The following is a 13,288-nucleotide window of genomic DNA, read 5'->3' on the forward strand; positions in this document are numbered from 1 at the left end:
ATCAATTTTAACAATTAGCTTTTAACAATAGGCTGATTATTTATGTGCTGCGGATAATTCCAGCAACTGCTTTGCAGGCAGTGGTTTACTAAAATAATAACCTTGCACAAAATCACAATTTAAATCATTCAACAATAAAAGCTGCTCTTTAGTTTCAACACCTTCAGCAACAACTTTAAGCCCTAAACTGTGCGACATCGCAATAGTTGCTTTAACTAAGTCACAGTCAGGCTTATTTTCAGTTATGCAATTAATAAAGCTGCGATCAATTTTTAGTACGTCAAATGGGTATTGCCTTAAATAGCTTAACGACGAATAACCTGTACCAAAATCATCCATTGATAATTTTATTCCTAACGCATTAATTTCAACTATCGCGTCGTGAATAAAAGATTGCCCCGTCATCAGCACTCCTTCCGTTATTTCAAGCTCTAAACTATCGGTATCAATCTGTTTATCTTTGAGTATATTTTTTATAAAATTAAGTAACTCAGTATCGCGAAATTGACGAGGCGATAAATTAACAGCCATAGTGTACTTTTTGTGTTCAGTATTTTGCCACTGATGTAAAAACCAAAGCGCCTGTTTAATAACAAAGCGTCCGATTGGTACAATAAGACCCGAATTCTCAGCAATAGGAATAAACTCTTCAGGTGTTACGTTACCTAAAACAGGGTTGTTCCAGCGAAGCAGTGCCTCAGCGCCAATGATATGCCCCTTTTTTACATCAACTTGAGGTTGGTAGTATAATTCAAATTCATTTCGCTCTAATGCACCGCGCATTTGCCCTTCAATTTCAAACCGCCGCTGCATAATAATATTCATTTCTTTCGTAAAAAATGAATAGGTGTTTCGCCCAAGCGCTTTAGCTTGGTACATGGCAGTATCGGCACAGCGTAATAAATCAGACGCGCAATTCCCATTTTTAGGGTATATAGCAATGCCAATGCTCAAAGTAAGAACGAGCTCTCTGCCATCCACTTCAAAAGGTTTTCTAAAGGTTTTAAGTAAGTTTTCAGCAATGACAAGTGCATTATGATGTTCAGTTAAACCACGCAGCAATACAATAAATTCATCACCGCCAAGGCGACCTACAGTATCTTCCTTTCGTAAAACTTGCTGTAAGCGCTTAGCCGATTCGATTAAAAGCTTGTCACCAACCTCATGCCCTAATGAGTCGTTCACTTTTTTAAAATCATCTAAATCCAAAAAAAACACCGCGGCCTTTTCGTTACTTCTTTGCGCTTCAATAAGTATTTGAGATAAACGATCGAGCGCTAAAAAGCGATTTGGTAATGAAGTTAAACTATCAAAATAGGCCTGATGTCGAATAACCTCAGCAGATTTGTATTGCTCTGTAATATCACGAATAATCAGCATTACTTGATGATATTCGGATAATAGACCAATTCTCGCTTCAAAATAAACAACACCGTGGGGCATAGTCAGCGCATACTCAAAACTTACCATTGTTTTTTGTTGCAATGCTTTTGCAATATGGGATTGAAACTTACTCGCAACTTCCTCAGGTAACACATCAGCCATATTATTACCGATAAACTGCTCAGGTGATGCATAAAGATGTTCGTCATCACTGGCGTGATAATCAATAATAGTTCCGCATTCTTCCATCAAAAAGAATAAATCGGGTATAGCACCAAATATTGTTTCAAGCATATGGTCTTTAAATATTGCCTGAGCTTGAGCCTGCTTAACATCGCTTAAGTCAATATCAATGCAATACATTTGTTTAATATTATGCTGATTAGTGAACATTACATGGCTGGAGAAAACGATGATATCCTTCCCACTTTTATCACGTAATATAGCCTCTGACGCTGGAATTTCTATACCATGCTTTACCCAGTCACTGTGCGCCGCAATCACTCCCTCACGCATAGGCTCAGGTATAATCAAATCTTCAAGTTTTTTCCCTTTAGCCTCCTCTTCGGTATAACCATAAAGAAGTTCACTACCTTGGTTCCAGTAAATAACTCGTCGTCCTTGATCATACCCCTGAACAGAAATAACATTCACAGCATCAAATAGTTGGTGTAACGGATCATTGATAGCATACTGATGAGTTAACATATTAACGACTGTTTTAGAATTCATGCTAAGGCGTAAACCAATAATTATTTTATTTAATAATAGGATGAAATGATTGAATTAGCATATTTAAAATTAATAATTTCAACCTAGGGCGCGTTGACCTTTGTGGATTGAAATTTATTCAATCTAGGGGCGATTTAATCGCGGCGCGAGGTTTGTAACCGAGTGGGCTAAGTAAGAATCGAGCAAAGAGTTAATCGCCTCTAGGAAGAACCTTTTAGGCAGCACATGTTTGGTATTTATACTGCTGCAAAATCAATTACGAAAGGTTAGCACGCCCTAGCAACAAAAAATTTTCAATCGACTTATGCCTTAACCACACCCAGTATTAAAACTGAGATTTAAGGGTCAACTAAATTCATACCACAATTATGTTGATCACTTATGACACAAACAAAATGTAATCCCCCTTTACAGTTTGGCTCTGATTTCTGCAAAGTAGAATAGGGGTTAAACTTAACCCCTTACGATAGACGCTAATTTTGACATTCAAAGAGATTGGCATTGTTATAAAGGAACATATTGATATTAAGCTTCTATGAAGCGTTAAATCCAATATTTTTTGGTAACTTAGGTATATGTACTACAACCTAATAGGTTTTCTACGAGTGGAATCTAAATAATCGATGGTTGCAATCGTTTTAAAGCACTGATCGGGATCTAGTTTTTAATCGTTAATACCCTATCATTGATTTAAGCAAGTATGTTGCAATCAACTAAACTGTAACTGTAGCAAGTAATAGTTTGAGTTTTATTTATCAATAAAGGAGCTAGAAATGAGCAATTCAGGTGCTGGGAAATGCCCCGTCATGCACGGTAGCAACACACAAACGTCTAATTCCAATACTGATTGGTGGCCCAATACATTAAATTTAGACATTCTCCATCAACACGACACTAAAACAAATCCCTATGGAAATGAATTTAATTACGCCGAAGAATTCAAAAAGTTAGATCTTGAAGCCGTTAAAACCGATTTAAAAAACCTAATGACACAAAGCCAAGATTGGTGGCCTGCCGATTGGGGGCATTACGGTGGTTTGATGATCCGTATGGCATGGCACTCAGCTGGTTCATACCGTTTAGCTGATGGCCGTGGCGGTGGTGGCACAGCTAACCAACGCTTTGCGCCTTTAAACTCTTGGCCTGATAACGCCAACCTTGATAAAGCCCGCCGTTTACTTTGGCCTATAAAGAAAAAATACGGCAACAAATTATCGTGGGCTGATTTAATCATTCTAGCCGGTAATATGGCATATGAATCAATGGGTTTAAAAACTTTTGGCTTTGCCGGTGGCCGTGCAGATATCTGGCACCCAGAAAAAGACGTATATTGGGGCGCTGAAAAAGAGTGGCTTGCACCAAGTGATGAACGTTACGACAATGTCGAAAAACCTAGCACCATGGATAATCCATTAGCGGCCGTCCAAATGGGCTTAATTTATGTCAATCCTGAGGGCGTAAACGGCCAACCTGATCCGCTTAAAACCGCTGAGCAAGTGCGCGAAACCTTTGCTCGAATGGCAATGGATGATGAAGAAACCGCAGCACTTACTGTAGGTGGTCATACGGTAGGTAAAACGCATGGTAATGGCAGCGAAGAAAACCTTGGCCCAGAACCAGAAGCAGCCGACGTCTTTGAGCAAGGACTTGGTTGGAATAACCATAAAACACGTGGCATAGGCCGCGATACCATGACTTCAGGCATCGAAGGCGCGTGGACCACACACCCAACTAAGTGGGATAATGGCTACTGTTACTTACTTCTAAATTACGAGTGGGAGCTTACCAAAAGTCCTGCGGGTGCAAACCAGTGGGAACCTGTAAACATTAAAGAAGAAGATAGACCTGTTGATGTTGAAGACCCGTCAATTCGTTTGAACCCAATCATGACCGACGCCGATATGGCAATGAAGATGGACCCTGCGTATCGTAAAATTATCGAACGCTTTAATGATGATTTTGAGTATTTTAGCGATGTATTTGCACGTGCTTGGTTTAAGCTTACCCATCGCGACTTAGGCCCAAAATCACGCTACCTTGGTGCTGATGTGCCAAGCGAAGATCTGATCTGGCAAGACCCAATCCCAAGTGTCGATTACACCTTATGTGATACTGAAATCAGCGATCTAAAAGTTAAGCTGTTACATAGTGGCATCAGTGCCAGTGACTTGATCAGCACCGCATGGGATAGCGCACGTACTTATCGAGGCTCTGATCATCGCGGCGGAGCCAATGGCGCACGCATTCGCTTAAGCCCACAAAAAGAGTGGCTAGGTAACGAGCCTGAACGCTTGGCCAACGTATTAAGTACACTTAAAAAAGTACAAGCGGGTTTAAGCAAACCAGTTAGTTTAGCGGACTTAATTGTGCTCGGTGGTACAGCCGCGGTGGAACAAGCTGCAAAAGCAGCTGGGGTAAATGTAACCGTACCGTTTTCGCCAGGACGTGGTGATGCAACTGACGAAATGACCGATGCAGAGTCATTCGATGTGCTTGAGCCAATTCACGATGGTTTTAGAAACTGGCAAAAAAAAGACTACACCGTATCAGCTGAAGAGTTGCTGTTAGAGCGCAGCCAACTCATGGGTTTAACCGCACCAGAAGTCACGGTATTAATTGGCGGTATGCGTGTATTGGGCACTAACCACGGTGGCAGTCACCATGGTGTGTTCACTGATAACGTGGGCACATTGAGTAATGACTTTTTTGTAAACTTAACCGATATGAATAATCGCTGGGAACCTGCCAGCAAAAGCACCTATAACATTGTTGAGCGCAGCTCTGGCAATACAAAGTGGACCGCCACTCGTGTTGATTTAGTGTTTGGCTCAAACTCCATCCTACGAGCGCTTGCGGAGTTTTATGCTCAAGACGATAACAAACAACGTTTTGTAAAAGACTTCGTTAATGCATGGGTAAAAGTAATGAACGCAGACCGCTTTGATATTTAATCAAAACATCGATTATTAATTAAAGCACAAAAACCAAGAGCGCGAGGGTATTAACCCTCGCGCTTTTTTATATCAGAAACCTTAAATCTGAATTTGTAAAACAATATAAACTGTAAACCCCTATTACGGTTTGGCTAAAAATACCACAGTAAAGCGTGTATTATTTAGTCTGTTAAATTGTTCAAAGGTTTATGCATATTACAATTACTCAGCAGCCATATTGGAAAGTTGTTGTGCAAGCTCAGTTGCTTGGCTATAGGCATTGCTTAACGATTGTTGATGACGAGCATCAGCAAACTCCTGATACTCTGACGCTATCTCATGAATCGTTGTAACACCTAAATATTTGCTTAAACTACGTAAATGCGGCACTAAGTGGCTCATGTGCTCACGAATACCGCCTTGCTCAAAACCAAATTCACCAGTTGATGTGATCACAATCAATGTTTTTCCGCCCAGCAAAGGCTGTAGCGGGAAGTCACCACGGGCCAGATCAAAATCAAAGGTTTTGTTGATCCGAATAACTTGATCAAACCACGCTTTTAGTTGCGCTGGCATGCCATAGTTGTACATAGGCGACGAAATCACAATAATATCAGCCTTACTCACTTCAGCAATAAATTGGTCTGACTCTAAAAGTATGTGCTTTTGCTGTGCTGACTTTTTGTGCTCTGGTGTAAATACTGCGCCAATCCACTCTTGGGTAATAAAAGAGGGTGGGTTCACACCTACATCACGATAAATATACTCACCTATATCTTGTTGCTCTCTAAAGGTATGAATAAAACGCCTAGCAATATTTTTAGAGATTGAATCGTGATCTGGGTTATCGTTTTTGGCAGCTCTTACGCTTGCATCAATGTGTAATAGGGTAGTCATAGTGTTTATCCTCATAGTGAACATGGGGTAATCATCTAACTTAAAGCGCTATTTCACAAACGAGTTAACCTCACCTATAAATGAGTTATAATCACCTATAGTTATTCCACTTTTTCGCAGGTATCACTTTATGCAAGTCTCACTACAAGCACTTAAAGCCTTTGAAGCTGCGGCACGTTTAGGCAGCTTTAAAGCCGCAGCGAATGAGCTATCACTCACGCCAACCGCAATTTCGCACCATATTAATAATCTTGAAAGCCGTTTAAACGTCGATTTATTTTACCGCCAAGTCAGAAAAATCACCCTCACACCGACTGGTGAATATTTAAGTGCCGCAACGAGCGACGGCTTTAACCGCATAGACCAAGCATTAGCAACGGTGCAAGCCACAGGCACAACCGTTAAAATTACCACCACCTCGTCACTGGCCGCACTGCGCTTAATACCTGCATTACAGGAGCTATCGGTCAGCCAGCCTAATCTTGAGGTGGATATATCAACCAGTGAAGCCGTTGATAAACAATTGCACACCTTGCCCATTCGCTTTGGTCAGCAGAGCAATATAAACGCTGATGACATTATAAAAACCGAGCAATTTAACGTATTCGGCTCATACAAAGCCGCGGATAGCCCATGGCAAAACGGCCCCGTTACGCTCTATACCACAAAATGGAAAAACAACGCGCTGAGTGAGCCACCACTTAAACAATGGCTTACTCAAAACAACTTAGATCCTGCGTTATTTATTATTAAAACCTTTGACCAAGAACTATTTGGCATCCAAGAAGCCATGGCAGGCTCAGGACTGGTGTTTTGCTCAACCACGCTGGTACAACGATTACTAAATACCGAGCTACTTAAAAGCTTTGATACCCACGCAGTTGAATCAGAGTTTTGCTACTACATACCAAATAAACAGCGCTTTTCAACTAGAGATACACGCCTAGTTTTAGAGTGGGTAGAAGGGCTGTTGGGTAGATAAAGAGGTGTTAGTTTATAGAGAGCTAAATCCACAGTTTATTGTGAATTTAGTTGGTTACGAGTTAGTTTTGATTATAATTCACAAAATACTGTGAATTTTAGCTTTAGTTAGTTACTTCCCGCCTTAATTCACAAAATATTGTGAATTATTAGCTTTTCTGTACTTTTTTAACTATTATTCACAAAACACTGTGAATTTTGGATTGGTAATGGAAGTCACGATAAAGTCAGCAAAACAACTAGGTAAATTGGCAAGTATTGTGAGGAAAAGCCAAAAGCTTGATCAAAGAACAGCAGGGGACTTCTCCGGCATTAGCATTAATACAGTGAGTGACTTTGAAAATGGCACAGGCTCGTTATCAATTGGCCGCGCGTTCGATTTAATGGAAGCTTTAGGTTTAGAAGTAAAAATAGACGTAGTTATACCTCAACACGATGAAAAGGCTAAAAGTAAATTAATAACGCAAATCCAGAACATGGTGGCTAATCATGAATAATAGGTCACTCAATGTGTATGCTGGAAAACAGATCATGGGCCAATTACAAGATAGTAACGGGTTTTGGTCTTTTAAATATAATCAAGCTTGGCTTAACTCAGCTAATAAATTTGCGATAACTCCCAGTATTCCACTACAAGGCCTGTGATTCTTGATTCAGGTACTACGAGGCCCGTGCAGCAGTTTTTTGATAATTTACTGCCAGAAGAAAATGCTCGCGAATTATTAGCGAAAGAAGTTAAAGTTGATCATGAAGATTCATTTGCTCTACTTACTGCATCCGGTATTGAGTCTGCCGGTGCTTTAACTCTCTTACCAGAGCATGTTGATTTTCCAAACCCTAGTGCAATACCGTTACCTTTTGCTGAACTATCAAGTCGAATTAAAAACTTACCCAGAGCACTATTAAATAGCCGCCAAGGTAGCCGCATGTCACTTGCTGGCGCGCAGTATAAAATGCTGGTTATTAAGCTCGGGAATGAGTTATTTGAAGGCAATGAAGGCACACCTTCAACTCATATACTCAAGCCCGATCATTCTGAGCCAGACCAATATTGGCAAACGACATGCAATGAGTGGTTTATGATGAAACTAGCGAGACGACTAGGATTAGACATACCCAATGTAGAACTCATTTATACTCCAGAACCAGCCTATTTAGTTGAACGCTTTGACCGCACAGGAAGTTACCCTGATCAAGAGCGTAAACATATTATAGATAGTTGTCAGTTATTAAGTTATAGCAGGCACTCCAAATATTCTGCATCAACGGTTGAAACATACCAAAAAATACTTAATAACGTACGACCTAAAGCTGCAACGGCCATTAAGTTATATCAATGGGTGATTTATAATTTATTGGTTGGTAATGGGGATGCGCATTTAAAAAATATCAGCTTTTACTACGAAAACGGATCTGCGCAAATAACACCGTTTTATGATTTATTAAGCACCATTATTTATGTTCCTGAGGGTGCAAAGCCTCTAGAAGAGGCACTAACAGTTTCTATCAATGATAAAAAACGTTTCTGTGATGTCAACAAAGCTGATGTTATCGCTTTTGCAAAAGAACTGGGTATTCCAAGCTCTGCAGCAGTAAAGCAGCTAAGTTATTTTTTAGGAAATATAGAGAGTGAATTTAGTAACTTATACCAAGAAGTTGAAAATATGCCGCCTGCTAATGTGCGCGCAGCGGAATTAAGAACGTTAAGGCAAGTGCAGTTTTTAGTGGTAAAGGAAATGATTGGGCAATTGAGTTAGCACCCTAAGCAATTAAAACTTAAACACATTAGGAGTATATATCTTGAAAGGAAATATAAAGAAAAACTCTATTGGCAAAATTATAGAGAAAGTAACTCTTGGCTTGATATTTTTCATAGTTATATTTGCAGTAGTTAGCTATTTTTTAATTTTACATTATGAAAAAACACTAATTTTTGATTTTACAGCTAAAGGATTTCTCTACTTTACAACAATATTTTCATTTCCAATTAAATGTATTTCAGTAGTTATTGCATTATTTACACTCTGGAGCATTGCACATAACTTAAATCGAACTCGAATAGCGTTTACTTTTAATCAACTGAGCAGTGAGCTAGGTAAATGTGAAGAAGAAATAAAGAACATATTAACAACTAGCTTTGCGATTGAGGAGATTATAAACATAATAGACTCAAATTTATATCATCCAAAGAAGAGAGAAATTCGCGAACATTTTTCAAAAGTACTTCATCCATCCTTAAAACTAGAGGAAGTTATTTCCCAGCTAATAAAATTCGAAATAAAAGAAGCTGATAAAATTTTTCATATTTATACACAAAAACTTAGTTTGAGATTACAAAGATATGCGATTGCTTTGTTAGAAATTAATAACTTAAGTGATGAGCAATATTTTGTTAGGTACTATGCATCAAAATATATAACCACGATGAAAGAACTCTACCATTTTGGTGCTGAAATCGATATAGAGCTCATTCATTTGACTGTCCAGTTATCAAGCATGGAGCAAGAGCTGATGAGATAAGGGGGGGCTTTTATCAATCCATGGAAAAATGAAACTCCACTGCTTTGTAAACCCCCATTACATTTTGATTAAAAAAGCCACACGTCATTTGTTAGTGTGTGGCTTATAGTCTCTAAACTAACTAATCAAGTTACTGATTCAATAAGTTCTTTTCAAAAAAATCGGCCATCATGGTGTGATAGTGCAGGGCGGTGCCTTTGCCTTCACGTAGGCTGTGTGAGCGGTTTGGGTATGAGAAAAACTCAAACTGTTTGTTGTGCTTAACGAGTTCATCAATTAAGCGCTCTGAACCTTGGTAATGCACGTTGTCATCGCCGGTGCCGTGAATCAGCAATAGCTTACCAGTTAGGTTTTTAGCAAACGTGATAGGCGAGGTGTTATCGTAGCTCTCTGGGTCGGTATTTGGGTTACCCGCATAACGCTCTTGGTAAATAGTGTCGTATAAACGTATATCTGGCACTGGCGCTGAGGCAATACCCACTTTGAACTTATCACCATGGCGGAACAATAAATTAAGCGTTGAGCTACCGCCACCTGAGTGACCCCACACGCCAACACGATCGGTGTCTATTACATCCCAACGTTTAGCCATGGCATCAAGTGCATCCACTTGATCTTGCACGGTAATAGAGCCGATTTTTTTATAAATCGATTTACGCCAATCGCGGCCTTTTGGAGCACGAGTACCTCGGTTATCAACCGATGCGACAATAAAGCCTTTTTGGGTTAACAGTGATTTGTACAAATAGCTATTGCCTTCATAGCGGTCTTGCACTGTTGAGCCCCACGGTTCACCGTATACGTAAAAAACAATCGGGTACTTTTTACTTTTATCCATGTTCTCTGGGAACATAATGTAGCCGTCAAGCTCAGTGCCGTCTTGCGCATTCACTTTAAAAAACTCATGGCTTGGTAAGCTTTGCTCAGCCAGTTTTTCTTTTAGTTCTTTATTTTCAACTAAGGTTTTTACATTACTGTGGTCTGCCACTTTAATGATTTCTTTTGTTGGCGGTGTGCCAAATTTAGAATACGTGTGCATCGCCCATGAGGCATCTTTAGACATGTAATAGCTGTTTGAGCCTTCAAACTCAGCAGGGGTTACACGCACAGGTTTGCTACTGCCATCAAGTGGCGTGCTATATAAATAGCGCTGACCTGGATCGTTTGGTGAAGCAATAAAATACATGACGTTTTTGTCTTCATTGATCGTGAGCATATCAACAATATCGTAATCGCCAGGCGTTAGGTCAATAATGGTTTTGCCATCGCGCGATACACGGTAAAGATGACGCCAGCCGTCACGTTCGCTGTGCCAAATAAAGAATTTGCCGTCTTTTGACCAATTGGCTTTATAAAACCATTCGATAAACGCATCGTCTTTGTCTTCTAAAATTTTAGTCAGTTGCTGCTTTTGCCAATCAAATAACCACACCTTGTTATGGCTTTGTGGACGATTTAAATCTTGGATCATTAACTCATCCCCAGTGCCTGCCCAGCTGATGCGCGGAATGTAGCGATCGCGATTATCACCTTCAAGTTTGGCCCAGCGGGTTTGTTTGTCGCTAAGGCTTACCACGCCCACGCGCACGGCTGAATTAGTTTCACCCGCTTTAGGATACGGAAACGTTTTGAGAGTAGGGTAGAGCTCATCGGTGTTGTTGATCATAGTGAAAAATTTAACACCGCTGGTATCAAGCTGCCAATAAGCGATTGATTTGTTATCGGGGCTCCAACGAAAGCCATCAGCAATGGTGAACTCTTCTTCGTAAACCCAATCAAAGTTGCCGTTAACAATGGTGGCGCTGCCATCGATTGTGAGCGCAGTTACATCGTTACTGCCAACCGCTTGCATATAAATGTTGTTATCGCGCACGTAAGCCACTTTTGAGCTATCTGGCGAAAATTTAGCAAACATGAGCTTAGTAGGCTCAACGTCTGCGCCACCTAATTGCTGTAATTGGTTAGTCTCAAGGTTGAGTAACCAAAAGTCTCCGCGGCTGCGTGAGCGCCAAACTTGCTCGCTATTGGTAAATACCATGAGCCATTTACCATCTTTTGACCACTGGTAGCTTTCTATTGCCAACGGCTCTTCAGCGCCTTCTGGGTGTAGCTTTTCAAACTCAACTAATACCTTACGGTCAGTACCATCGGCATTGTAGAACACAATGTCGTTACCTTTTATGCCATTGTCTTTGTCATCATCAGCTTTTTCGTCATCCGCTTTAGTATTATCAGCGTCGTCTTTTTTATCTTTTTCGCTCTCACGCGCTTCAAGCACTGTGTAGCCAGTGCCATCGTCTAACCATTTAAAGTAAGTGCTACGCTGCGCTTTAAAATATTTATCTTTATAGATTTGTTCAAAGCTCAGAGGGTTACTTATTTGGCTTGTAGCGGCTTGTGTGCTGCCACTTTCGGTCATTGAGCAGCCAGATAACGATAACCCAGCGAGTACCGACAGTACTATAGCGGTGGATTTGAATAATTTCATGTAAGTTCCTAAAGTGGAGTATTTGCTTATTGTCGTTATTTTTAAGGGTTGTCTAACACATTTATCCGATACAAAAATAATGTTAAACAACTTTTACTTTAGCAAATTTTGTACTTAATATCAGAACACTTATCGCAAGCATTCACGCATTGAACTCAATTATTGCATGCAATATGCAATGCTAGCAATTTTTTCTGCTTAATAGCCAAACGACTGCATTGGCAGGCTTAACACCTTTAACGCCATTGGTAATGGCATCACACGTTATTAACTTTAGCGAATAGATGCGATGATAATGATCAAACACTTCCTGAGCGCTAACGCTGTATGGTGTGCCATCATGCTTAGATTGGTCATACACACAACAAATAAGCAATTGCGGGGCACTCTTTGTAATATTAGTGATATGTGCAGTGTATTTTTTACGTAATTTGAAAGGCAAAGCAACCAAGGCACCGCGATCATATATAGCATCGACTGATCCAAGTAATTCAGTTGTTAAAGCAAAAATATCGCCGACCCAAATAGTCACATTACCCGCGCAATACTGCGTCAGTTGACCATACTGAGTTAGGGTGGGTGCTAAACCTAAATCGATAAATAACGCCTTAATCGCACTTACACTAAGCTCAACACCCACAACATGCATTCCTTTATTAAGCAGCCAAGCAATATCCTTTGTTTTACCACACAAAGGCACAAAAATACGGCTATCAATAGATGGGACTAAGTTAGTAAAATAACGATCTAAGTAAGGATTTACATTGTTTTCATGAAAACCAATATCGTCATCTTTCCATCGCTTTAACCAATAATTAGCTGACATAACGATCCTCTAAAATAGTAGTAAAACAATTGAACTGATATAAATCCCCACACCAAACACGCAGTGCGATACACAACTTTTGACTCTGGCTAAAGCAGGTTTAGGAGTTTTACTAGCAGCAATCCCCAAGCCTAGCGCCGGTTGCATAATAAAAAGCGGCATACACACGGTCGCTAAACCGAATAACAACGCAGGTACTAAGCTTGGTGATGCCAGCCAGCTGGATGATACAAGCAGTAAGAAGACTAAGCTAAAAACGATGCCTATTACATAGTGAATAAACCAGCCAATAACACATTCGTATTTTTGAGTGGGTGCCTGAGCAATCGCAGCATGATTAAATTGGCCTTTTCGCATTAAACTTACCCAACGGCCTACCATGCAAAAATTTAAAGCACTAATGCCAAACACCTTGGCAAGTAATAGCGCCCATACGTCGAGCACAGCTGTAGCACCTACACCAATTGCTATAACAGTAACCCAATCAATACCTTCAAACATAAAAATACTCTTTACTAAGAAAATTTA

General features: G+C 40.1%; 11 protein-coding genes. 6 read left to right on the plus strand and 5 right to left on the minus strand.

Going from position 1 to position 13,288, the window contains the following annotated elements:
- Positions 1-36: 36 nt before the first annotated feature.
- Positions 37-2,115 carry an EAL domain-containing protein gene (locus ACJJVX_RS03705; protein ID WP_405630217.1) on the minus strand — a complete coding sequence of 693 codons (2,079 nt, stop codon included), beginning with the start codon at positions 2,113-2,115 and terminating at the stop codon, positions 37-39.
- Positions 2,116-2,888: 773 nt separating this feature from the next.
- On the opposite strand from ACJJVX_RS03705, the gene katG reads away from it, so the two are divergent.
- A complete protein-coding gene (gene katG / locus ACJJVX_RS03710) occupies positions 2,889-5,066 on the plus strand; it encodes a catalase/peroxidase HPI (RefSeq protein ID WP_405630220.1) in 2,178 nt (725 codons plus the stop codon).
- 204 nt (positions 5,067-5,270) lie between these two features.
- On the opposite strand, the gene ACJJVX_RS03715 is transcribed toward katG, so the two are convergent.
- The gene (locus tag ACJJVX_RS03715) at positions 5,271-5,945 is read right to left on the minus strand and encodes an FMN-dependent NADH-azoreductase (protein ID WP_054452594.1); all 675 of its coding nucleotides are present in this window, start codon (positions 5,943-5,945) and stop codon (positions 5,271-5,273) included.
- 130 nt (positions 5,946-6,075) lie between these two features.
- On the opposite strand from ACJJVX_RS03715, the gene ACJJVX_RS03720 reads away from it, so the two are divergent.
- The 5 genes from ACJJVX_RS03720 to ACJJVX_RS03740 all read left to right on the plus strand — a co-directional run bounded on the left by ACJJVX_RS03720 (position 6,076) and on the right by ACJJVX_RS03740 (position 9,446).
- The gene (locus tag ACJJVX_RS03720) at positions 6,076-6,927 is read left to right on the plus strand and encodes a LysR family transcriptional regulator (protein WP_405630222.1); all 852 of its coding nucleotides are present in this window, start codon (positions 6,076-6,078) and stop codon (positions 6,925-6,927) included.
- Between the two features lie 208 nt (positions 6,928-7,135).
- Entirely contained in the window at positions 7,136-7,423 is a 288-nt protein-coding gene (locus ACJJVX_RS03725) for a helix-turn-helix domain-containing protein (protein WP_405630225.1), read from the plus strand.
- The gene (locus ACJJVX_RS03730; RefSeq protein ID WP_405630227.1) at positions 7,416-7,571 is read left to right on the plus strand and encodes a HipA N-terminal domain-containing protein; all 156 of its coding nucleotides are present in this window, start codon (positions 7,416-7,418) and stop codon (positions 7,569-7,571) included. The genes ACJJVX_RS03725 and ACJJVX_RS03730 overlap by 8 nt, the downstream gene beginning before the upstream one ends.
- Positions 7,572-7,597: 26 nt before the next feature.
- Positions 7,598-8,683, plus strand: coding sequence for a HipA domain-containing protein (locus ACJJVX_RS03735; RefSeq protein WP_405630230.1), 1,086 nt, complete (start codon positions 7,598-7,600; stop codon positions 8,681-8,683).
- Between the two features lie 43 nt (positions 8,684-8,726).
- Positions 8,727-9,446, plus strand: a complete 720-nt coding sequence (locus ACJJVX_RS03740; RefSeq protein ID WP_405630232.1) for a hypothetical protein — start codon at positions 8,727-8,729, stop codon at positions 9,444-9,446.
- A 130-nt stretch (positions 9,447-9,576) separates the two neighbouring features.
- Here ACJJVX_RS03740 and ACJJVX_RS03745 read toward each other — a convergent pair whose 3' ends face one another.
- From ACJJVX_RS03745 to ACJJVX_RS03755, 3 genes are all read right to left on the minus strand, one after another.
- Positions 9,577-11,934: a S9 family peptidase gene (locus ACJJVX_RS03745; protein ID WP_405630235.1), complete on the minus strand. Its 2,358-nt coding sequence runs from the start codon at positions 11,932-11,934 to the stop codon at positions 9,577-9,579.
- Positions 11,935-12,115: 181 nt separating this feature from the next.
- Positions 12,116-12,760 (minus strand): thiopurine S-methyltransferase, encoded by a 645-nt coding sequence (gene tmpT / locus ACJJVX_RS03750; RefSeq protein WP_054203917.1) that lies wholly within the window; start codon positions 12,758-12,760, stop codon positions 12,116-12,118.
- 9 nt (positions 12,761-12,769) lie between these two features.
- Positions 12,770-13,261, minus strand: coding sequence for a DUF2938 domain-containing protein (locus ACJJVX_RS03755; RefSeq protein ID WP_405630237.1), 492 nt, complete (start codon positions 13,259-13,261; stop codon positions 12,770-12,772).
- Positions 13,262-13,288 lie beyond the last annotated feature (27 nt).

Origin of the sequence: Pseudoalteromonas sp. Ld20 (assembly GCF_045064175.1) — a bacterium.
Classification (GTDB): domain Bacteria; phylum Pseudomonadota; class Gammaproteobacteria; order Enterobacterales; family Alteromonadaceae; genus Pseudoalteromonas; species Pseudoalteromonas neustonica.